20 protein-coding genes and 1 pseudogene are annotated in these 21448 nt (G+C 72.3%); 10 read left to right on the top strand and 11 right to left on the bottom strand.

Translation table 11 applies throughout. From position 1 onward, the window contains the following. Window positions 1-18: 18 nt before the first annotated feature. The 3 genes from GTY47_RS38455 to GTY47_RS38445 all read right to left on the bottom strand — a co-directional run bounded on the left by GTY47_RS38455 (window position 19) and on the right by GTY47_RS38445 (window position 3639). Window positions 19-1284, bottom strand: a complete 1266-nt coding sequence (locus tag GTY47_RS38455; RefSeq protein ID WP_010042245.1) for an FAD-dependent oxidoreductase — start codon at window positions 1282-1284, stop codon at window positions 19-21. 155 nt (window positions 1285-1439) lie between these two features. Continuing rightward, complete coding sequence (locus GTY47_RS38450) at window positions 1440-2717, bottom strand: deoxyguanosinetriphosphate triphosphohydrolase (RefSeq protein WP_029181343.1); 1278 nt, start codon at window positions 2715-2717, stop codon at window positions 1440-1442. Between the two features lie 136 nt (window positions 2718-2853). After that, window positions 2854-3639, bottom strand: coding sequence for a sirohydrochlorin chelatase (locus GTY47_RS38445; RefSeq protein WP_010042239.1), 786 nt, complete (start codon window positions 3637-3639; stop codon window positions 2854-2856). Window positions 3640-3854: 215 nt separating this feature from the next. Between GTY47_RS38445 and GTY47_RS38440 the strand changes: the two genes are divergently transcribed. Next, window positions 3855-4553 (top strand): ElyC/SanA/YdcF family protein, encoded by a 699-nt coding sequence (locus tag GTY47_RS38440; protein ID WP_010042237.1) that lies wholly within the window; start codon window positions 3855-3857, stop codon window positions 4551-4553. Between the two features lie 88 nt (window positions 4554-4641). Here GTY47_RS38440 and GTY47_RS38435 read toward each other — a convergent pair whose 3' ends face one another. Genes GTY47_RS38435 through GTY47_RS38425 form a run of 3 tightly spaced genes read right to left on the bottom strand, consistent with a single transcriptional unit; the run spans window position 4642 to window position 8216 of the window. Then, entirely contained in the window at window positions 4642-5409 is a 768-nt protein-coding gene (locus tag GTY47_RS38435) for an enoyl-CoA hydratase-related protein (protein WP_010042235.1), read from the bottom strand. 21 nt (window positions 5410-5430) lie between these two features. After that, on the bottom strand, window positions 5431-6699 hold the full coding sequence (locus tag GTY47_RS38430; RefSeq protein WP_010042233.1) for a membrane protein: 1269 nt from the start codon (window positions 6697-6699) through the stop codon (window positions 5431-5433). Then, complete coding sequence (locus GTY47_RS38425) at window positions 6696-8216, bottom strand: amino acid adenylation domain-containing protein (protein ID WP_010042231.1); 1521 nt, start codon at window positions 8214-8216, stop codon at window positions 6696-6698. The genes GTY47_RS38430 and GTY47_RS38425 overlap by 4 nt, the downstream gene beginning before the upstream one ends. A gap of 371 nt (window positions 8217-8587) precedes the next feature. Between GTY47_RS38425 and GTY47_RS38420 the strand changes: the two genes are divergently transcribed. Next, on the top strand, window positions 8588-10804 hold the full coding sequence (locus GTY47_RS38420; RefSeq protein ID WP_010042228.1) for a molybdopterin-dependent oxidoreductase: 2217 nt from the start codon (window positions 8588-8590) through the stop codon (window positions 10802-10804). Window positions 10805-10829: 25 nt separating this feature from the next. On the opposite strand, the gene GTY47_RS38415 is transcribed toward GTY47_RS38420, so the two are convergent. Next, window positions 10830-12476 carry a M4 family metallopeptidase gene (locus tag GTY47_RS38415; protein ID WP_010042225.1) on the bottom strand — a complete coding sequence of 549 codons (1647 nt, stop codon included), beginning with the start codon at window positions 12474-12476 and terminating at the stop codon, window positions 10830-10832. A 139-nt stretch (window positions 12477-12615) separates the two neighbouring features. Between GTY47_RS38415 and GTY47_RS38410 the strand changes: the two genes are divergently transcribed. Then, entirely contained in the window at window positions 12616-13032 is a 417-nt protein-coding gene (locus GTY47_RS38410) for a gamma-glutamylcyclotransferase family protein (protein ID WP_010042223.1), read from the top strand. A 32-nt stretch (window positions 13033-13064) separates the two neighbouring features. Here the strand turns inward: GTY47_RS38410 and GTY47_RS38405 are convergent, their stop codons facing one another. Continuing rightward, entirely contained in the window at window positions 13065-13682 is a 618-nt protein-coding gene (locus GTY47_RS38405) for an NAD(P)H-dependent oxidoreductase (RefSeq protein ID WP_050810265.1), read from the bottom strand. A 271-nt stretch (window positions 13683-13953) separates the two neighbouring features. Here GTY47_RS38405 and GTY47_RS38400 point away from each other — a divergent pair, with 271 nt between their 5' ends. Both GTY47_RS38400 and GTY47_RS38395 read left to right on the top strand, forming a co-directional pair. Beyond that, window positions 13954-14475, top strand: coding sequence for a hypothetical protein (locus GTY47_RS38400; RefSeq protein WP_010042221.1), 522 nt, complete (start codon window positions 13954-13956; stop codon window positions 14473-14475). Between the two features lie 178 nt (window positions 14476-14653). Beyond that, window positions 14654-15322: a class F sortase gene (locus tag GTY47_RS38395; RefSeq protein WP_010042220.1), complete on the top strand. Its 669-nt coding sequence runs from the start codon at window positions 14654-14656 to the stop codon at window positions 15320-15322. On the opposite strand, the gene GTY47_RS38390 is transcribed toward GTY47_RS38395, so the two are convergent. Further along, the gene (locus GTY47_RS38390) at window positions 15260-15652 is read right to left on the bottom strand and encodes a helix-turn-helix domain-containing protein (RefSeq protein WP_010042219.1); all 393 of its coding nucleotides are present in this window, start codon (window positions 15650-15652) and stop codon (window positions 15260-15262) included. The two genes, GTY47_RS38395 and GTY47_RS38390, sit on opposite strands and share 63 nt — an antisense overlap. 104 nt (window positions 15653-15756) lie before the next feature. Between GTY47_RS38390 and GTY47_RS38385 the strand changes: the two genes are divergently transcribed. Genes GTY47_RS38385 through GTY47_RS38375 form a run of 3 tightly spaced genes read left to right on the top strand, consistent with a single transcriptional unit; the run spans window position 15757 to window position 17366 of the window. Beyond that, a complete protein-coding gene (locus GTY47_RS38385; RefSeq protein WP_010042217.1) occupies window positions 15757-16653 on the top strand; it encodes an NAD(P)-binding domain-containing protein in 897 nt (298 codons plus the stop codon). 57 nt (window positions 16654-16710) lie between these two features. Further along, a complete protein-coding gene (locus tag GTY47_RS38380) occupies window positions 16711-17211 on the top strand; it encodes a GntR family transcriptional regulator (RefSeq protein ID WP_231911182.1) in 501 nt (166 codons plus the stop codon). After that, on the top strand, window positions 17202-17366 hold the full coding sequence (locus GTY47_RS38375; RefSeq protein ID WP_158688422.1) for a hypothetical protein: 165 nt from the start codon (window positions 17202-17204) through the stop codon (window positions 17364-17366). The genes GTY47_RS38380 and GTY47_RS38375 overlap by 10 nt, the downstream gene beginning before the upstream one ends. 81 nt (window positions 17367-17447) lie before the next feature. Here GTY47_RS38375 and GTY47_RS38370 read toward each other — a convergent pair whose 3' ends face one another. Continuing rightward, window positions 17448-18017 carry a TetR/AcrR family transcriptional regulator gene (locus GTY47_RS38370; RefSeq protein WP_010042215.1) on the bottom strand — a complete coding sequence of 190 codons (570 nt, stop codon included), beginning with the start codon at window positions 18015-18017 and terminating at the stop codon, window positions 17448-17450. A 95-nt stretch (window positions 18018-18112) separates the two neighbouring features. Between GTY47_RS38370 and GTY47_RS38365 the strand changes: the two genes are divergently transcribed. Continuing rightward, window positions 18113-19588: an MDR family MFS transporter gene (locus tag GTY47_RS38365; protein ID WP_010042214.1), complete on the top strand. Its 1476-nt coding sequence runs from the start codon at window positions 18113-18115 to the stop codon at window positions 19586-19588. Between the two features lie 98 nt (window positions 19589-19686). Continuing rightward, a pseudogene (locus tag GTY47_RS38360) lies at window positions 19687-20535 on the top strand (IS5 family transposase). Window positions 20536-20553: 18 nt separating this feature from the next. On the opposite strand, the gene GTY47_RS38355 reads toward GTY47_RS38360, so the two are convergent. After that, window positions 20554-21336: a sulfite exporter TauE/SafE family protein gene (locus GTY47_RS38355; RefSeq protein WP_029181340.1), complete on the bottom strand. Its 783-nt coding sequence runs from the start codon at window positions 21334-21336 to the stop codon at window positions 20554-20556. Window positions 21337-21448 lie beyond the last annotated feature (112 nt).

Here is a 21448-nt window from a genome sequence, read left to right as displayed (position 1 = left end):
AACCGACACTCCCGACGGCTAGGAGGCGAGGCTGTCCAGCGGTGCGTGCGGGTCCGCCAGTGCCTCCGTGCTCACCCGGGCCTTCGACCGGATCAGCTGCTGGATCTTGTCTGTGACATCCCACACGTTCACGTTCATCCCGGCCAGCACCCGGCCCTCCTTCACCCAGAAGGCGATGAACTCGCGCCGGCTCGCGTCCCCCCGGATCACCACCTGATCGTACGTCCCCGGGGGCGCCCAGCCGGAGTACTCCATGCCGAGGTCGTACTGGTCGGAGAAGAAGTAGGGAACCCGGTCGTACGTCACGTCCCGGCCGAGCATGCAGCGGGCCGCCGCCGGGCCGCCGTTCAGCGCGTTGGCCCAGTGCTCCACCCGCAGGCTGGTCTCGAAGAGGGTGTGGTGGAAGGAGGCCACGTCGCCGGCCGCGTAGATGTCGGGGTCGGAGGTGCGCAGCCGCTCGTCGACCACGACGCCGCCGCCGCGCGCCCGGTCGGCGATCTCCAGCCCGGCCGCCTCGGCGAGGGCGACCCGCGGGGCCGCGCCGATCGCGGCCAGGACGTCGTGCGCCGGGTGTTCCTCGCCGTCGTCCGTGCGGGCCGCGAGGACCATGCCGTCCTGGCCGACGATCTCGGTGAGCCGGCTGCCGAAGTGGAAGCGGACGCCGTGGTCGCGGTGCAGGTCGGCGAAGAGCTGGCCGAGCTCGGGGCCGAGGACGTGGTGCAGCGGGGTCGGCCCGCGGTGGACCACGGTGACCTCCGCGCCGTACTCGCGGGCCGCCGCCGCGACCTCCAGGCCGATCCAGCCGGCGCCCGCGATCACGAGGTGGCCGTTGTCCCGCCCGAGATTGGTCAGTACGTGCTTGAGCCGCTCGGCGTGCGCGAGCCGGCGCAGGTGGTGGACGCCGGCCAGGTCCGTGCCCGGGATGTCGAGGCGGCGGGGCTCGGCGCCGGTCGCCAGGAGCAGCTTGTCGTAGCGGACGACGGTGCCGTCCTCGCCGAAGCGGACGGTCTTGGCCGCACGGTCGATCGCGTCGACGGTCTGGCCGAGGTGCAGCTCGATGTCGTTCGCCGCGTACCAGGCGGGCTCGTGCACGAAGACGCTGTCGCGTTCCTCCTTGCCGAGGAGGTAGCCCTTGGACAGCGGCGGACGCTCGTAGGGGTGGTCACGTTCGTCGCAGATCAGTATCACCCGGCCGGTGAAGCCCTCCGCCCGGAGCGTCTCGGCCGCCTTGGCGCCGGCGAGTCCGCCTCCGACGATGATGAATGTCTGATCCGCGTCGACCACTTGGTGCCTCCTCGTAAGGGTGTCGCCACTTGCGAGCGTCCCGCACGGAGCGTGATGCGGGAAGGGGGAGTGACCCGATCAGGCCACGGAGGGTCACGATCGGGCGTGCCGGGCTCCCCTGTTTCCCGTGTGCCGTCTGCTGTTTCCCGCCAGTTTCATGCGTGCCCCGTCAGACGGGCGTGAAGCGAACGGGCGGAGGTGTCGGTGAGGGAGGCGATCTGGTCGACGATCACCCGTTTGCGGGCCCGGTCGTCCGGCGCCCGGTCGAACAGCGCGCGGAACTGCGGGTCCAGGCCGTCCGGGGCGCGGGCGGTGAGCGCCTCGGCCAGTTCGGCGACGACGACGCGCTGGTCGGCGCGCAGGCGTTCCTGCTCGGCGCGCTGCATGACGTAGAGGTCGGCGACGGCCTTGAGGACGGCGCACTCCATCCGGGTCCCGCGCGGGACGACGAGTTCGGCGGCGTACCGGGTGAGCCGTCCGGTGCCGTACGCGGTGCGGGTCGCGGTCTCGGCGGCCAGGCAGAAGCGGCCGATGAGCTGGCTGGTGGCATCCTTCAGCCGGGCCTGGGCGACGGCGGTGCCGTCGTAGCCGTGCGGCCACCACTCCTGGGCGAGGAGCCGGTCCAGGGCCTCGGCGAGTTCGGCGGGGTCGGTGTCCGCCGGTACGTACCGGTCCCGGGCGACCTGGAAGACGTCCTGCCGTTCGGGTTCCGCGTGCAGGCAGTTCGGGTCGATGTGGCCGGCGTGCAGGCCGTCCTCCACGTCGTGCACCGAGTAGGCCACGTCGTCGGACCAGTCCATGACCTGCGCCTCGAAGCAGATGCGGGTGCCGGGGGCGTCCTTGCGGACCCAGTCGAAGACCGGGCGGTCGTCCTCGTAGACACCGAACTTGCGGGACGCCGGGTCGGTGGGGTGGGCGCCACGGGGCCAGGGGTACTTGGTGGCGGCGTCGAGGGCGGCGCGGGTGAGGTTGAGGCCGACGGAGCCTTCGGGGGTGAACCGTTTGGGCTCGATGCGGGTGAGGAGCCTGAGGGACTGGGCGTTGCCCTCGAAGCCGCCGCAGTCCGCCGCGAACTCGTTGAGGGCCTGTTCGCCGTTGTGGCCGAAGGGGGGGTGGCCGAGGTCGTGGGAGAGGCAGGCGGCTTCCACGAGGTCCGGGTCACAGCCGAGGGCCGCGCCCAGCTCGCGGCCGACCTGGGCGCATTCGAGGGAGTGGGTGAGGCGGGTGCGGGGGCTGGCGTCCCAGGCCGGGCCCATGGTGCCGGGCGTCACCACTTGGGTTTTGCCGGCGAGTCTTCTCAGGGCGGCGCTGTGCAGGACTCGGGCCCGGTCGCGCTGGAAGGCGGTGCGGCCGGGGCGCTTGTCTGGTTCCGGGGCCCAGCGGTCGACCGACGTCGGGTCGTAGGCCGGGGGGGTTTGTGAGGTGCCTGCCATGTGTCGACAGTACGGGCCCGGGTGTGCTGTGTGCCTGAGCGTTTGCCGGGTGCGGGTGTGTGGCGGGTGCGGGTTGAGTGTGGCTTGTCGCGCCCACGCGGCGGAGCCGCATATCGAATACAGCCCCGCGCCACCTTCAGGCCGATGCCAGTGCTGGTTCCTCGAAAGCCCGGGTTGCCAGGGCCTCGTCGTAGCGGTGCAGGAGGAGCCGGGCCATCGACGGGTGGGTGCCGAGGGGGGCCGCTGCGATCCAGGGGGCCGCTTGGGCGCACTCCGTGGCGAAGCGTCCGGGGGCCGTGAAGTAGGAGGCCAGGGCGATGCGGTGGCGGCCCCGCGCGATCAGGGTGCGCACGGCCGTCTGGACCGTCGGGGTCGCCGCGGAGGCGTAGGCGGGGATGACGGGGACGCCCAGGCGAGCGGCGAGCAGGTGGGCCGTGCGGCCGGTGTCCGTCTTGGCGTCCGGGTCGCGGGAGCCGGCGGCGGCGAGGATCACGGCGCTGGTGCGGCGGGTCGCCTCGTCCATGTGCGTGGGCCAGCCGGCCTCGGTCAGGCGGGCCTGGAGGGCGTCCACCAGGAGGGGGTGCGGGCCCAGGGGGGCCGCCAGGTGGGTGCGGGCCCCGGCGGCCGCGGCCATCTCCGGGATGTCCTGCTTGACGTGGTAGCCGCGGCTGAGGAGGAGGGGGACCAGGACCGCCTCCGTGTCTCCCAGGGCGGCGAGCGTGTCGGGGAGCAGGGGGGCGTTCAGTTCGATGTGCCCGAGGTGCACCGGCACGTCGGGGCGGAGCGCGCGGACGCGGTCCAGGAGCGCGCGGACGGTGCTCAGCGCACGGGGGTCGCGGCTGCCGTGCGCCACGACCACGAGAGCGGGCGGGGCCGGGCGGCGCGTGGCGGGCGGCGGGACGAGGCTGAGCTGGCTGGGCATGTCACCGATGGTCGCCGCCGCACGTTGCCTTCCCGTTGCGTGGGCGTCACGGGTGTTTTCCAGCGGTTCACGATGTGGGACAGGTTCGGTGTGAGGCGGCTTGACCTGGGGTTTCCGTGTAACGAGTGAAGCTGGTCACGCGTATCCGGATGAACCGGGCGGCCCGGGAGGACGTCCCTGACTGTCGAGGGGCCGACCTGGGGAGGGACCGTCCGATGCGTCGTGTGACGTTCCGCAGACCGCGGCTGCCGCGTACCCGGCGGGGGCAGCGGCGGCTGGTGCAGGCCGTGATGGCCGGGTGCGTGCTCGCGTTGCTGCCGGCGACCTGGATGTACGTGGTCGCGGGTGACCGGCTGCGGACGGCGGCGGACGTGCCGCGGACCGATGTGGCCGTGGTGTTCGGTGCCGGGCTGTGGGACGGGGAGCCGTCGCCGTACCTCGCGCACCGGCTGGACGCGGCGGCCGGGCTGTACCGCGAGGGGCGGGTCGAGGTGGTGCTCGTCACCGGGGACAACAGTCGCGAGGACTACGACGAGCCGGACGCGATGCGGGTGTACCTGACGCGGCACGGGGTGCCCGACGGGCGGATCGTCAGCGACTACGCGGGGTTCGACACCTGGGACTCCTGCGTGCGCGCGAAGAAGATCTTCGGCGTGGACGAGGCCGTGTTGATCAGCCAGGGCTTCCACATCCGGCGGGCGGTGGCGCTGTGTGAGGCGGCGGGTGTCGAGTCGTACGGGGTGGGCGTGGACGCCGTGCATGACGCGACCTGGTACTACGGGGGCGCCCGGGAGATCCTCGCCGCCGGGAAGGCCGCTCTGGACGCGGTGTTCCGGCCGGACCCCCGGTTCCTCGGCCCCCGGGAGCCAGGGGTGGAGCGGGCCTTGACCACGGCCGAACAGCCGCTCGGATGACGCGAACTGGGGGAAAGGAAAACGTGGCCGGGGGCGGGAGCGCGGCCGGCGCGCTGCGGGCGTCCCGCCCCCGGCTGTCCTGTGACCGTCAGCGTCCGTGGAAGCGCGGGGGGCGCTTCTCCAGGAACGCCGTCATCCCCTCCTTCTGGTCCTCGGTGGCGAACAGGGCGTGGAACACCCGCCGTTCGAAGCGGAGGCCGTCCCGCAGGCCCGACTCCAGGGCCCGGTCGACGCATTCGCGGGCCGCCCGGACCGCCGTACGGCCGTACGAGGCGATGGCCGCCGCCGCTTCCAGTGCCTCGGCGAGGACCCGGTCGTCGGGGACCACGCGGGAGACCAAGCCGCAGCGCTCGGCCTCCCGGGCGTCCATCGTGCGGCCGGTGAGCACCAGGTCCAGCGCCTTGGCCCGGCCCACCAGACGGGTCAGCCGCTGGGTTCCGCCGATGCCGGGTATCACGCCCAGCTTGATCTCCGGCTGGCCGAAGAGGGCCGACTCGCCCGCGACGACCAGATCGCACATCATGGCCAGCTCACAGCCGCCGCCGAGCGCGTAGCCGGCCACGGCGGCGATCTTCGGGGTGCGCAGGTCCGCGAAGTCCTCCCAGGCCGCGAAGTAGTCCTCGGACATCATGTCGACGGCCGACCTGCCGGCCATCTCCCGGATGTCCGCACCGGCCGCGAAGACCTTCTCCGAGCCGGTGACGACGAAGCAGCCCACCTCCGGGTCCTGGTCCAACGGGCCGAGGAGGCCGAGGAGTTCGGCGAGCAGCTCGGAGCTGAGCGCGTTCAGGGCGTGCGGGCGGTGCAGGCGGACGGTCACCACGCGGCCGTCCCGTTCGACTTTCAGGTGGTTCATCCTGGCTCCCTGGACGTTGGGTTAGGAATCCCAGATCGCGCCGTACGCCGGAACGCCGCGCCGTTCCAGACCGTGCACCACCTGCCAGGTCAGCCGCTTGTTGGAGATGCAGATGACCGCCTCCGCACCGAAGTCGCGGTACGCGGCGTGGGCGAGGCGCACCATGTCGGGCTTGCCGTGCCGGGAGGTGTCCCAGACCAGGGCGTGCGGCTGGACGGCGAGGATCTCGTCGACGAGGGCGTCGCCGTAGGTGGCGCGGGGGTCGCGGGTCGCCCAGACCAGGCGCGAGGGGACCTCCGCGGCGAGCAGGTGGGGCAGGCAGGGGCCGATGCCGCTGCCGGTCGCGACGTAGACCACTTTTCTGAACAGGACCTCGATGTTGGCGACTCCGGCCGTGGTGATGCCCTTCACCCACACCCGCGAGGGCAGGTCGTCGATGAAGGAGCCGGTCCAGTCACCGGCGCGGGAGATGGTGAGCCGGAAGCCGGAGCGGCCGGGGGCGGGCACGTTGGCGAAGGAGTGCCACTCCGTCAGCGGGCTGCGGCTGATCGCGGTGGAGGAGCCGGCGAAGGGGGTCTCGCCGTAGTCGAAGCGGGCCAGCGCGACGTGCGGCGACGGACGTTCGACGCGGACGTCCACCTTGCGCAGCCGCAGCCAGGGCAGGGCCACGCTGAAGGTGACGACGGCGAGGACCGCGAGCGGCACCGGTCCCTGGCCGGACAGCAGGGTGTGGGTCCAGAACAGCGTGAGGGCGCTCCAGCCGCCGAAGCGGTGGATCTTCTCGAACCGGTCGTGGTGGCGGGAGCGGAAGGGCGGCAGCGCGGTGGCGACGATCAGGGCGAGCAGGGCCACCAGGGTCCAGCTCACCGTGATCAGCGGCAGGTCCGTTCCGGCGCGGGTCACCGCGACCGTCAGGGCCAGGAACCAGGCCGCCCCGGCCAGCGCCCCGCCCACGTGCAGCCCGCCGAAGTGGTACACCTTGCCGAGCGTCCAGCGGACCTTCAGCGGCCAGCTCACCGGGGCCGAAGTCGCCAGCCGGAACAAGAGGTTGATGACGTACTGCTGGCGCACGAGGACGGCGAGGGCGAGGTTGGCGAGGGCGGCGTGCCCGAGGGTGGGCGTGGCCAGGGGCCGCGCGGCCCACAGGAACGCCGCGTTGGCCAGGAGGACCAGGGCCGCGAGGCGGTTGTAGTGCATCAGGCGGGGGTGCTTGAGCAGGCGGCGGGGGGCGGGCAGGAGCGGCGGGAGCTCGCCCGTGTCCTGGCGCGTCCGGGCCGGGGACGTGGTCATCGGGCCACCGCCAGGCGCTGTTCGAGCATGCTCAGCAGGGCCTGTTTGTCGACCTTGCCGCGGTCGGTCTCGGGGAGGAACGCCAGGGGCAGGACCTGCTCGGGGACGCAGTAGTACGGCAGGGCCTCCGCGACCGCGCGGCGGGCCGTGTCGGGGTCGATGTCGGCGGGGCAGACGAAGGACACCAGGGTGCGGGCGTCGCGCTTCAGGGTGACGGCGCGGGTGCAGCCGGCGGCCGTCTCCAGGACGGCGGAGACGGAGTCCAGCTCGACGCGGAAGCCGCGCACCTTGACCTGGTCGTCGGTGCGACCGAGGTGCTCCAGCTCGCCGCCGGGGGTCCAGCGGCCGAGGTCCCGGGTGCGGAACATGCGGCGGTCGCCGCCGAGGAAGGGGTCGGGGGCGTAGCGCTCGGCGTTGAGGGCGTCGTCGCCGAGGTAGCCGGCGGAGACGCAGTCGCCGCCCGCCCACATCTCGCCGGGCTCGCCGACGGGCACCGGGCGCCGGTCGGCGTCGAGGACGTAGACCGTGTTGTTGGGGGTGGGGCGGCCGATGGTGAGCAGCGGGGCGGCCGGGTCGTGGCGGCTCATCGTGTTGACGATCGTGGTCTCCGTCGGGCCGCAGCAGTTGTGGAAGACGGCCCGCCGGGCCCAGCGGTCGGCCAGCGGGCGCGGGCAGGGCTCCCCCGCCACGGCGACCGTGCGCACGCGCGGGCAGCCGGCGGGGTCGAGGCCCGACAGCACGGTCGGGGTGGCGATCAGCACGTCGGCGGTGCGGGCCGCCGCGGCGATGTCCTTGCCGCGGATGACGAGGGTGCCGCCGTGGGTGAGGCAGCCGAGGATCTCCCAGGCCGCCATGTCGAAGGCGATGTTGAGGAGCTGGGCGACCCGGTCGCCGGGGCGGATGCCGAGGCCGCCCGGCTCGGTGAGCAGGAGGTTGGCGACGTTGCGGTGGGTGACCTTCACGCCGTTGGGGCGGCCGGTGGTGCCGGAGGTGAACAGGACGTAAGCGCCGTCCTCGCCGGTGACGCGCGGGCGCGGGGCCGGGGCGTACGGCAGCGGCTCGTCGAGCGCGAGCAGCAGGTGGCCGTCCGGCAGCGGTACCCGGTGGGCGTGTTCGGCGACGGTGAGGACGACCCGGGTGCGGGCGGTGCGGATGACGTGGGTGAGCTGGGCCGGGGGCGCGAGGCCGATGTCCTGCGGGACGTAGGCGGCGCCGGCCTTCAGGATGCCGAGCAGGCCGACGAGCATCGGGATCGAGCGGCGGACGAACAGGCCGACGTGGTCGCCGGGGCGTACGCCCTCGCGGACGAGGCGGGCGGCGAGGGCGTCGGCGTACCGGTCCAGCTCGCCGTAGGTGAGGTGCGCGCCCTGGTGCTCGGCGGCCACGGCGTGCGGGGTGGCCGCGGCGTGCCGGGCGACGGCGTGGTGCAGGAGGGGGTCGGGGACGGGGACGGTGGGGCCCCGGCCGTACTGCCGGAACAGCTGCCGGTCACGGGGGGTCAGATGGCGCAGAGGCATGGTCGGTTGGCCTCCTGGCTGTTTCGAGTGTCGGATGGCCACACGCGGCGGAGCCGCAGGTGGATGCTGCCGTGAGCGGCGGGCATGCCCGGGTGTCGAACGCCGTACGGAGTCGTGCGAGCGCTGCGCGTAGCGAGAGCGTAGTGCGGCTGCTTCAACACTCAACTAGGTCGGATCAGCCAAGAAAGGAGAGCAATGAGCCACATGTGACGTTTTTGGTCGCACAGGCAACGTCCGTGCCGGTCGGCGGCGACCTGAAGGTGGGCAGGCGTGTGCCTCACGCCGGTGGGGCGGTGGCGGGGAGGTTGCCGTCCCTGCCGCGTAACAGGGAACCGTCCCGGGCGTAACACGGTGGAAGCAGGCTGAACGGTATGCAGACCACCGCCACGCCCACGCACTGCCCGTACTGCGCCTTGCAGTGCGGGATGAACCTGACGCCCGCGCCCGACGGGACCGTCGAGGTGAGCGAGCGTACGGACTTCCCGGTGAACCGGGGGGCACTGTGCGGCAAGGGCCGTACGGCGCCGGCCGTGCTGGCCTCGAACGTGCGCCTGACCTCGCCGTTGGTGCGCGAGCAGGGCGCTCTGGTGCCGGCCTCCTGGGACGAGGCGCTGGACCGGATCGCCGAGGGGCTGCGCCGGACGCGCGCGGAGTACGGGCCGGACGGGGTCGGCGTGTTCGGCGGGGGCGGCCTGACGAACGAGAAGGCGTACACGCTCGGCAAGTTCGCGCGGGTCGTGCTCGGCACGTCCCAGATCGACTACAACGGCCGCTTCTGCATGTCGTCGGCCGCGGCGGCCGGTATCAAGGCGTTCGGCCTCGACCGAGGGCTGCCCTTCCCACTGGAGGACATCCCCAGGACGGGCTGCGTGATCCTCGTCGGCTCGAACCTCGCGGAGACCATGCCGCCGTCCCTGCGTTTCCTCACCGAGCTGAAGGAGAACGGCGGCACGCTGATCGTCATCGACCCGCGCCGCACCAGGACCGCCGAGCAGGCGGACCTGCACCTGGCGCCCCGGCCGGGCACTGACCTGGCGCTCGCCCTGGGTCTGCTGCACCTGGTGATCGCCGAGGGACGAGTGGACGAGGAGTACGTCCAGGAGCGGACCGTGGGCTGGGAGGACGCCAGGGCCGCGGCGATGGCGCACTGGCCGGAGTACGTGGAGCGGATCACGGGGGTGTCCGTTCCCGAACTGCGGGAGACGGTACGGATGTTCTGCGAGCCCGAGTCGGCGATGGTGCTCACCGCGCGCGGGCCCGAGCAGCAGTCCAAGGGCACCGACACGGTGGGCGCGTGGATCAACCTGTGCCTGGCGACCGGCCGGGCGGGCCGCCCGCTGTCCGGGTACGGCTGCCTGACCGGGCAGGGCAACGGGCAGGGCGGCCGCGAACACGGGCAGAAGGCCGACCAGCTGCCGGGCTACCGCAAGCTGGACGACCCGGCGGCGCGGCGGCATGTCGCCGAGGTGTGGGGCGTGGACCCCGACTCGCTGCCCGGCCCGGGGCGCAGTGCGTACGAGCTGCTGGACGCGCTGGGCACGGACGTCAGGTCGCTGCTGCTGATGGCGTCCAACCCGGTGGTGTCGGCGCCGCGTGCCGCGCACATCGAGGAGCGCATCAAGTCCCTGGACTTCCTGGCCGTCTGTGACGTGGTCCTGTCGGAGACGGCAGCGCTCGCGGACGTGGTCCTGCCGGTCACCCAGTGGGCCGAGGAGACGGGCACGACGACCAACCTGGAGGGCAGGGTCCTGCTCCGCCGCCAGGCCATCACCCCGCCCGACGGCGTCCGCAGCGACCTGGAGGTCCTCCACGAACTGGCCGCCCGCCTGGGCGTGGAGAAGGGCTTCCCGACCGACCCGGAGGAGATCTTCGAGGAACTCCGCCGAGCGAGCGCGGGCGGCCCCGCGGACTACTCGGGGATCACGTATCGCAGGCTGGTCGAGGAGAACGGGGTGTTCTGGCCGTGCCCGGCGGTGGAGCCGGAGGGCCTGACGGGGGCCGAGGACGGGGCGGGCGGCCCCGGGGCGCAAGGGAGCGCGCCGGGCCGCCCGGCCTCCACCGACGACAGGCCGGCCGCCACGGGAGACACGCCGGCCGCCACCGGGGACACGGCGGACCCTGCCCACCCCGGCACCCCGCGCCTCTTCCTCGACCGTTTCGCCACCCCCGACGGACGCGCCCGCTTCGTCCCCGTCTCGCACCGGGCGATCGCCGAGGAACCGGATGACGAGTACCCGGTGCTGCTCACCACGGGGCGGGTCGTGGCGCAGTACCAGTCCGGGGCGCAGACCCGGCGGGTGGCGGAGCTGAACGCCGCCGCGCCCGGGCCGTTCGTGGAGTTGCACCCGCGGCTCGCGGCCCGGCTCGGGGCGGCCGAGGGCGATCCGGTGGCCGTCGTGTCCCGGCGGGGCCGGGCCGTGGCGCCCGCCAGGATCACCAACACCATCCGCCCCGACACCGTCTTCATGCCGTTCCACTGGCCGGGCGAGGGCCGCGCCAACTCCCTCACCAACCCGGCGCTCGACCCGACCTCCCGGATGCCGGAGTTCAAGGCGTGCGCGGTGCGACTGGAGGCGGTGCGGCCCTAGGCTTTCCTGTCCGTGCCGGTGCGGCTCAGCCCACGTTGACCGCGCTCCAGGCCGCCGCCACGGCCTTCCGCTCCGTGCTGTCGCTGCCGTAGAGGTCCTTCGCCGCGTTCAGGGTCGCCGTACGGGCCCCCGCGTAGTCCGTCGAGGACGTCATGTAGACCGTCAGGGCGCGGTACCAGATCTTGCCCAGCTTGGCCCGGCCGATGCCCTTCACCGCGGAGCCGTCGCAGGTCGGGGAGGTGTGGGCGACGCCGTTGATCGTCTTCGCGCCGCTGCCCTCCGCGAGGAGGTACGCGAAGTGGTTGCCGACGCCCGAGGAGTAGTGCACGTCGAGGTCGGCCAGCCCCTCGCTCCAGCAGTCGGCGGACTTCCCGTCCGTCGACGGCTTGTCCATGCGGCGCAGGGCCTCCCGGCCGAGCCCGGAGCGCACGACCTTCTCGCCGATCAGCCAGTCACCCGGATCCTTCGCGTTGTCCGCGTAGAACTCCACCAGCGTGCCGAAGATGTCCGACGTGGCCTCGTTCAGGCCGCCGGACTCGCCCGAGTACGTCAGCGCCGCCGTCTTCGACGTCACGCCGTGGGACATCTCGTGCCCGGCCACGTCCAGCGACACCAGCGGTCCGAGCTGCTTGCCGTCGCCGTCGCCGTACGTCATGCAGAAGCAGTTGTCGTCCCAGAAGGCGTTGTTGTAGTCCTTGCCGTAGTGGACGCGGTTGAACGAGCCCTTGCCGTCGCCGGCGATGCCGTTGCGCCCGTGCGCGTTCTTGAAGTAGTCCCAGGTGACGTCCGTGCCGTACTGGGCGTCCACCGCGACCGTCGCGCGGTCGGAGGCCTGACCCGTGGCCCAGTGGTTGTCGGCGTCCGAGAAGACGGTCGCGGGGGCCCGGTTCAGGCACACGGTCAGCAGGCACAGGTCCGTCTTGTTCGCGGCGTCGCCCGTATAGGTGCCGCCCCGCGTCGCGTCCTTCAGCTGGTACGACGACCCGGACTTCGTCGTCTCCAGCGGAACCGTTCCGCCGTAGAGGGACTTGCCGTCGCCCGACGCCGACTCCAGGGTGTCCCAGGCGTCGATCCGGTCGCCGGTCGTCGCGTCGGTCAGCACCGTGCGCCCGACCGGGTTGCCGAGCCCGTCGTGCGCCACCGCGTCGGTCTGCCAGGCCAGCTTCGGGGCGCCGTGCAGGGCGTCGACGACCAGCCGCGGCCGGGCGGTCAGCTTCTTCAGGGTCTCGCCGAGGTGCGCGGCGCGCAGCAGGCTCGCGGCGAGGTCGGCGGCCTTCGGGGCGCTCACCTTCGGGGTGACGCTCTTGAGGGAGAGCGCGGACTTCGTGGCCCGGCTCGTGCCGCGGTAGCTGCCGTCCGGGTGCAGATGGAGGACGAAGTCACCGCCCAGGACCGGGAGCCGGTGGTACGTGCGGTCGTAGCGGACGTGCCGGGTGCCGTCCTCGTCGACGACCACGTCCCGGACCTTGGTCTCCTGGGCCGAGGTGAGGCCCAGTTCGGCGGCCCGGTCGGCGAGGACCGTCTCGGCACTGTCGATCGCGTCGGACCGGGTCGGCCGGTCCTCCGCCAGGGCGTTCGGCGAGAGCGCGGCGGCCAGCAGGGCGGCGGTGCCGGTGACGGCCGCCCCCGCGACGGCGAGACGGGACCCCCGGACGTGACGTATCCGACTCATCGGTCTCCTCATACGGGCGCACCCGGTCGCGTGGGGTCGACCGGGTGCGGCGTTGATGTTGACCGCGAGTTAAGGCGGCCCGGACATGTCATGTCCATAGGCCCGGTGTGGAGGTGTGTGAGGGTGGAGAATCGTTCCTGTGACCCTCCCCTTCTTCGTCTACGGCACCCTCCGCCCCGGCGAGGTCAACCACGACCTCTTCCTGCGCGGCCGCACCCGCTCCGAGGTACCGGGACGGCTCTCCGGCGCGGTGCTGTACGAGGGGCCGGGCTATCCCTACGCGGTCGAGGAGCCGGGCGGCGGGGTCGTGTGCGGGGAGCTGGTGACCGCACACCCTCAGACGTACGCGGAGCTGCTCGCCGAGCTGGACCGGCTGGAGGACTACGTGCCGGGCGACCCGCGCAGCCTGTACGAACGCGTCGAGCGGAAGGTCGTGCGCGACGCGGACGGAGCGGTTGTCCGGGCCTGGGTGTACGTCGCCGCGCCCGCCGTCGCCGCCCGGCTCCGGACCAGCGGGAGGCCGATCGCGGGCGGTGACTGGCGGGCGCGGGGGTGACAGGGGGCGGGCAGGGGTGAGGGCGGGCGGGCTCAGCCCGCGTACGGCCGCTTCGCCCGGGCCTCGCGCAACGCCAGGCCCCACCACACCAGTTGGTCCAGCATGGCCTTGGCCGCCGCGTCCGGGCCGGACGGGTCGTGCAGGGTGCCCGCGTCGTCGAAGGACGCGCCGGCGTTGTGGAAGGAGACGGTGTCGCGGACCGTCACGGCGTGCAGCTCGGCGAAGACCTGCCGGAGGTGCTCGACGGCGCGCAGGCCGCCGGCCAGTCCGCCGTAGGAGACGAGGGCGACGGGCTTGGCCCGCCACTCGCCGAAGTGCCAGTCGACGAGGTTCTTCAGGCCCGCCGGGAAGGAGTGGTTGTACTCGGGGGTGAGGACCACGAAGGCGTCCGCGCGGGCCAGCTTCGGGGTGACGCCGGACAGCGCGGCGGTCGCCTCGGGGGTCGGCTCGAAGGACGTCGGCAGGTCGACGTCGACGACGTCCACGACCTCGGCGACCAGGTCGTCCCGGCCTTGGAGGTGGTCGAGGAGCCAGCCGGCGACGACCGGGCCGAAGCGGCCGTGACGGTTGCTGCCGACGACGAGGGTCACCCGGAGGGGCTCGGTCGCGGGCGGGTCGGGGACGGGTGCGTTCGTAACGGCTGTGTTCATGCGGCACAGCCTCATACCTCAACCTTTCTTGAGGTCAAGGGCGGATGCGCGCGGCGTCCGGGTCACCCGTTCACACGCGCGCCCCGCGCTTTTCCGCGACCGGTCCGCCGACAGCCCGTGACCTGCCCAAACACCGACGAACGCCACCCCGCCCACCTCCCCCTGACACCCATTCACCCCAATTCTGACGCTCCATCAGAAAGCGGGGTCGTCTCGCTGCCCGTTACCTCGGAAGGGCAGGTGCACGAACGAACAGCTCGAAGGAGCACCGATGCGACGTACCGCCCGGCCGCTGACCGGCACCGCGCTCGCCGTCGCCGCCGCGGCCCTCGCCGCCGCCCCCGCGTACGGCGCGTCCGCCGGTGACGTGGAGGTGTACCCGTCCTCGGTCGTCCCGGGCGGACAGGTCACGGTGCGCACGGCGGCCTGCGGCGACGGCGGCACGGCGACGGGTGACGCCAGCGCGGTCGGGGCCGGTCCCCTCAGCCTCGCGCCGGGCCCGCACGAGCAGGACGCGACCGGGCGGTTCCGGGTGCCGCCGAGCGCGCAGCCGGGGACGTACGAGATCACGGCGACGTGCACCGGGAGCGGTCGGCGGATCACCGGTGACCTGGTCGTCACGTTGACGGCCGGGCACCAGCAGGTCCATCCCAGAGGGAGTGTGAAGACGGGGGTCGGCGGCGCACTGGGCCCCGATCCCGTGCAGACCGCGGCCGGTGTGGCGGCCCTCGCCGTCGCCGCCGCGGGCGGTACCTGGCTCCTGCATCGCCGGGCGAGAGGCGACGGGATCTGACGGACACCCTCCGCTGTCCGTCGCCGGTACCGCATGTCCCCTCCCCCTCCGGGTCCGACGCCCCTCGCGGCCCGGAGGGGGGTACGGGGCGGTCCCAGGACAGGAGCCCGGGGTCTGCTGTCTGCTGGGTCGAGGGCCGAGAACGGGACGACTGTCGGGGATCAGGAAAGGGTCGGCCATGCGCAGGTTCCCCAGGTACGGCACCAGGTCCGGCAACCCGGCCAACGCCGCCATGGCGGCCGTCACGGTGTTCGCCCTGTGCTCCGGGGCGTGGCTGCTGCGCAACGGCGCCGAGACGCACGCCCCGCCGCAGCCCTCCGCCGCGCAGGCCCGAGCCGGGCAGGACGGGCAGGACGGCCGGGCCGGTGAGCGGCCCGCCGTGCCCGCGCTGCCGCCCTCGCCGCCCGACCGCATCCGCATCCCGGCGATCCGGGTGAACGCGCCCCTGACCGGGCTGGGCCTGACGAGGACCGGCAGCCTCGACGTACCGCCCGCCGCGCGGAGGAACCTCGCCGGCTGGTACGAGGCCGGCACCACGCCCGGCGAACAGGGCACCGCCATCGTCGCAGGCCACGTCGACAACGCCGACGGCCCCGCGGTCTTCTACGACCTCGGCGCCCTGGCCAAGGGCGCCACGATCGAGGTGGACCGGCGGGACGGCGGCGTCGCGGTGTTCACCGTGGACGCCGTCGAGGCGTACGCGGCGAAGGACTTCCCCGACGAGAAGGTCTACGGCGCCGCCCGCCGCCCCGAGCTGCGGGTCATCACCTGCGGCGGCGGCTACTCACGCGGCTCCGGGTACCAGGGGAACGTCGTCGTCTTCGCGCATCTGACCGGCAGCCGGTGACCCTCCCAGCACGTTGGCCTTCCCCCAGGCCCCCAGCGGTTCCAGTGCCTCGTTCAGGGAGACGCCCCGGGGGGTCAGCGAGTACTCCACCCGGGGCGGCACCTCGTCGTACGCCTCGCGGTGCACCAGGCCGTCGGCCTCCATCTCCCGCAGGTGCGAGGCCAGCACCTTCTCGGTGATCCCCGGCAGCTCGCGGCGCAGCTCGCCGAAGCGGCAGGGCCGCTCGTGCAGCGCCCAGAGGATCAGCACCTTCCACTTGCCGCCGATCACGTCCATCGCCGCGTCGATCCCGCAGACGTACGACCCCGGCCGCCGCCCCCTCGTCCCCATCCCCGAGCCCTCCCCTTCCGCTGCCTGCACGCTTCCCCCGGGGTAACCGCCCACTTCGAAGTACGTACTTGAGCGGTCGCACCCCTGGGACGAGCCTAAACGCCATGACCGACAACCCAGTTGATTCCCGCACCCCTCTCACCCTCCTCGGCACCGGCGACATGGGCACCGCCCTGGCACGCGCCTGGCTCGCCGCAGGACACCCGGTGACCGTCTGGAACCGCACGGCCTCCCGCGCCGAGGCCCTCGCCGCCGAAGGCGCCACCGTTGCCCGGACCGCCGCTGAGGCGGTGGCCGCGAACCGGCTCGTGGTCGCGTGTCTGCTCGACGACGCCTCCGTGGGCGAGGCCCTCGACGGGGCCGACCTCACCGGCCGGGACCTGGTGAACCTGACCACCGGCACCCCGGGCCAGGGCCGTGCGCGCGCCGCCTGGGCCGAAGCGCGCGGCGCCCGCTTCCTGGACGGCGGGATCATGGCCGTCCCGCCGATGATCGGGGTCCCGGAGTCCGGCGGATACGTCTTCTACAGCGGCTCCCCCGAGCTGTTCGCCGAGCACCGCGACACCCTCGCCGTCCCGGCCGGCACCCGGTACGTCGGGGCCGACCCGGGCTTCGCCGCGCTGCACGACGTGGCGTTGCTGAGCGCGATGAACGGCATGTTCGCGGGCGTCATGCACGCCTTCGCGCTGATCCGCCCGGAGGACATCGCCCCGAAGGACTTCGCGCCGCTGCTCTTCGGCTGGCTCACCGCGATGGCCCCGGCCGTCCACCAGACCGCCGACCAGCTGGAGAGCGGCGACTACACCAAGGGCGTCGTCTCCAACCTCGCGATGCAGGCGGCGGGCATCCCCACGTTCCTGCGCACGGCCGAGGAACAGCACGTCAGCCCCGAGCTGCTGACGCCGTACCTGGAGCTGATGGAGAAGCGGGTGGCCCAGGGGCACGGGGACGAGGACGGGACGGGGATGATCGAACTGCTGAAGAAGGAGGGGTCACACTGAGGTCTGCGGGCGTGTAGTCCGGTTTCTTCGCTGGCCCGAGACAACTAGGTGGGCTCCTTGGACGAGGAAAGTCGGCGGGAAGGTGCGAGCCTCGAGGTCGACCGCGTCATGCGCATCCTGCTGGACCAGATCGCCGGCGGCATTTTCCCACCCGGGTCACGGCTTCCGCCCCAACGCGAAACGGCCAAGGAATTCGGCGTTGCGCGCGACACGGTGCAGCGTGCGCTCAGGAAGCTGGCCGACGAGGGGTACATCCAGTCCCGGCAGGGCAGCGGAACCCGCGTCCTGCGGCCGCCGCGGGGAGAAGAACGATGGACCAGGCCGGGCCTACTCCGTGGGTCGCTGGGCCAGCTCGTCCAGGATGCCTTCAGGGTCGCCGAGGGCGGCGTGCCGCCTGCCTCGATCCGCGTGCGTGTGCTGTGCATGGGCGGCGACGGGGGCAGCCCTGACATCGAGGAACTTCGGCACCTGTTGGAGGACACGGCGAGGCGCGACCACAGCGAGGTGGAGTTCGAGCTCCGGACGTCCACGTCCCAGCCCCCACGGAGGTGTATCTGATCAACGAACGGACCGTGCTCGCGTCCTACTTCCACGTGCCCGGGCCGAGTCCGAACCCGCTGCACCCGCTGCCCGAGGACCGGGTGGCGGAGACCCGGGGCTGGTTCGAGTCATGGTGGGACCTGCTCGGAGGGACTCAGACCGACCGGCAATAGGCGCTGCGGAGGTGGCCCGGACGGCAGAACGGGCATGGGTCCCCGCGGTCATGGAGCTCTACGCTCGGAAGCCCTCGCTTGTCAACGCACCAGGGGGAGGAAGAGCGTGTCGACGATCTCTTCGAGAACCTGGTCGGGTACGGCGGCGAAGGTGGTCAGGAGCTCGTGGCGAAGCAGGTCGAACGGCAGGGTCTTGATGCGTTCGGTGAGGTGCTCCGCCTTGACTTCCCCGCGGTCGACGGCACGGTTGTAGATCGTGTCGATGGCTTGCCCCCGTCCGGTCTCGGAGGGATCGAGCAGTTCGCTGGGGCTGGTCCCGGTCGCCTGGTGGTAGTCGGCCAGGTACACGCTCATGACGGTGACGAGCTGGACGCGGGTGGCGTTGATCTTCCGCATGAGGGTCAGGACGTCCTCGCGGAGGCTTCCGGTGTCGGGAACGGCCAGGACGTTCTTGTGCAGGATGTGGACGAGGGTCGCCCGGACGAGTGCGTCGCGGTCGGGCCAGCGGCGGTAGAGGACCGGGGGGCTGGTGCCGGCGCGTTTGACGACGGCGTCCATGGTGAACCTGGCGTAGCCGGTGGCCGTGAGCTCGTCCCAGGCCGCGTCCAGCAGGGCATTCTCCAGGGCCGCTCCGCGGCGCCGTTCGGGCATCGCCACTCCTCCAATTAGATAGATTTGCCTATCTTAGGGTAGCGCCGTAGCCTGAGCTCCATAAGATAGAGCGCATTATCTTAAGGAGGGCGTCCATGAAAGCCAGCGGTACCCAGTCACCACCCGTCCCCGGTTCCGACCGGGTCGACCCGGCCTTGCGGCGCCTGACCTACACGTTGATCGTCGGCGCGCTCGCCGTCATCTTCGACACCACGATCATGAGCGTCGCCATCGACAGCCTCGTCGGGCAACTGCACACCTCGCTCGCCACCATCCAGTGGGTGACCACCGCCTACCTGCTGGCCCTGTCCGCCACGATGCCGACCGTCGGCTGGGCCCAGTCGGTCCTGGGCGGCAAGCGGCTGTGGATCCTCGCCCTGGGCCTGTTCCTCGCCGGATCGATGCTGTGCGCCGCGGCGTGGAACGCCCCGAGCCTGATCGCATTCCGCGTTCTCCAGGGCATCGGCGGCGGCATCATGATGGTGCTGATGGCCACGCTGGCCATGCAGGCCGCCGGGGGCCGCAACATCGGCAAGGTCATGTCGCTGATCACCGTGCCCACCGCCCTGGGCCCGGTCGTCGGCCCGGTGATCGGCGGCGTCATCCTGCACCTGGGCGACTGGCGCTGGATCTTCCTGTTCAACATCCCCTTCTGCCTCGTCGGCGCCTACCTGGCCTGGCGCAACCTGCCCGAAGACGGGCCTCGCCCCGGGACCACCCCCCGCCTGGACCTCGTGGGCACGCTCCTGCTCTCACCCGGCATCGCCGCCGTCATCTACGGCCTGACGCAGCTCGGCGGACCCGACTCGTTCATCGGCATCAGGGCCGGGCTGCCCCTGCTCGCCGGAGTCGTCCTGCTCACCGGCTACCTCGCCTGGGCCCTTCGGCGCGGAGCCGACGCCCTGCTCGACATCCGCCTGCTCCGCCACCGGGCCCTGGCCTCGTCCACGGCGCTGCTGCTACTGGCCGGAGCCGCCCTCTACGGGGCCATGCTGCTCATGCCGCTGTACTGGCAGCAGGTCCGGGGAGAATCCGCTCTGGGCGCCGCGATCCTGCTCATCCCGCAGGGTGTGGGCACCTTGTTGTCCCGTTCGCTGGCCGGCAAGTACATGGACCGCATCGGGGCGCGCCCGGTCGCCGTCATCGCCTTCGCCGTCACCTTCGCAGCCACCATGCCGTTCGGCTTCGTCACTGCCACCATGGACAACTCCATGCTGATGGCCGTGCTGTTCGTCCGCGGCCTCGGGCTGGGCGCGGCCATGATCGCCCTGATGGGCGGCGCTTTCGTCGGACTGCGACGCCAGGAGATCCCGGCTGCCGCCAGCATCAGCCGCGTCGCCCAGCAGATCGGTGGCTCCATCGGCACCGCGATCCTCGTCATGATCCTGCAGCACGCCACCGCCGGCACCCACACCCGGGCCGCGCTGGCCTCGGGATTCGGCGACGCCTTCTGGTGGGCCGCCGTGTTCACCGCCGCAGCGGTGCCGCTCTGCCTCCTGCTGCCGCGCCGAGCCGACCCCGAACGCCAAGACCAAGAGACCACTCCTGACGCACCATCCACCGAAGTCTGAGCTACCCAGGCACCGCCGAGCCTGATGTACACGAAAGTTCGAGGGTCAGCCGTGTCCCTCGGTTGGGAATCGCTTCTCAATGATCACGAAGGACAGCCGTGCCCGCGGTGCCGTCTTGCCGTTCGAACCCCTCTGGGACCCATGGGCCGAACTCCTGCCCACACGACCGGAGGTCACTCTGAACCACCCGCTCGGCCGCCACCGCCGTAGGGTCCCCGACCGGACCGTGTTCGAGCATGTGGTCCTCGCGCTGGTCCACGGCTCGGGCTACGAGCGTCTTTCCAGCCCCGGATACTCGGACCGCACCATCCGTCGAAGACTCGATGAGTGGGCGAAACAAGGCATCTCCGAGGCCGTCCACGCTCTCGCGCTCCAAGCCTACGACCGCATGATCGGTCTGGAGCTGTCCGAGATATCCGTCAACGGCTGCATCACCAAGGCCCCGTGCGGCGGCGAAGGTGCGGACCGTTCCCCGGTCGACCGCGAGAAACAGGGCCTGAAGCGCTCTATCGCTACCGAGGCCCACGGCATCCCGCTCGGCCTGGTCGCCGCCGGGGCAAGCCGCCACGACTCGCCTCTCCTCGGGCCGACCCTCGAAGCCGCCATCGGGCAGATCGGCCCCCTGCCCGAGGGCGTGAACGTCAACCTCGACGGTGGCTACGACAACACCAAGTCCCGTGATCTGCCACGAGTTGGGCTTCACCGGCGAGGTCGCCCGCAAGGGAGTGCCCGTGCCGATCCAGGTCGGCAAGCGGTGGGCCGTGGAACGGCCACACTCATGGATGAACGGCTACGGCAAGCTGCGGCGCTGTACCGACAGGAACGGCGCTGTCGTGGGGTCCTGCCTCTACCTGGCCGCCGCACTCGTCACGCTCCGCATGGTGATCCGCCACGCCACCACGCGCTACCGGTGGGACGGCCGCCCCACCACACGCCGTCTCAAGTGATCCATTTGCCGGTCGGTCTTAAGCAACCCACTGCTCGTACGCCAGGTTCCCCACCAGGGCGAACACCACCGTCAGCAGCACGATCCGCACGAAACCGCTGCCCTGCTTCAGGGCGGTGTGGGCGCCCAGGGTGCCGCCCGCCAGGTTGAACACGGCCATCAGGGCGGCCAGTTGCCACAGGACCGCGCCCTGCCAGGCGAAGGTGGCGAGGGCGCCCGCGTTGGTGCAGCAGTTGACGATCTTGGCGGTGGCCGAGGCGCTGACGAGGTCCAGGTGGAGCACGGCGGTGAGGGCGAGGACCAGGAAGGTGCCGGTGCCGGGGCCGATGAGACCGTCGTAGAAGCCGATGCCGAGGCCGGCGAGGCCGATCGCCGCGAGGATCCGGCGCCGGGTGACCGGGCCGGTCGCGGGGGCCGTGCCGAAGGCGGGCCGCAGGATCACGAACGCGGCGACCCCGAGCAGCACCACCATGATCACCGGCTTGAGGACGTCGGTGCTCATCCCGGCCGCGAAGAAGGCCCCGGCGGACGATCCGGCGAGCGCGGCCAGTCCGATGCGCACCGCCGTCCGGACGTCCACCGGGGTCTTGCGGGCGTAGGTGACCGCCGCGCCCGTCGTGCCCACGATGGCGACCGCCTTGTTGGTGCCCAGGGCGTGCGCGGCGGGCGTGTGCGACGGCAGCCCGAGCAGCAGCACCGGCAGCAGCAGGAGCCCGCCGCCACCGACCACGGCGTCGATCCACCCGGCGGCGAGAGCCGCGACGCAGAGCACGGCGATCATGGTCAGAGATATGTCGGGCATGATCGGGAGCGTATGCGACGGGCGGGCGACGGCCGTGCGGCGCTTCCCTCACAGCCCGCCGTCACCGCACTCCAGGAACCCTCACACCCACGGCCCGCCTCTGCTGAGGGCA

It is taken from the genome of Streptomyces sp. SID5464 (assembly GCF_009862985.1).
Taxonomy (GTDB): Bacteria; Actinomycetota; Actinomycetes; order Streptomycetales; family Streptomycetaceae; genus Streptomyces; species Streptomyces chartreusis_D.
The sequence above is the reverse complement of the archived record's forward strand: the minus strand, read 5'-3'. Positions and strand labels throughout refer to the sequence as shown.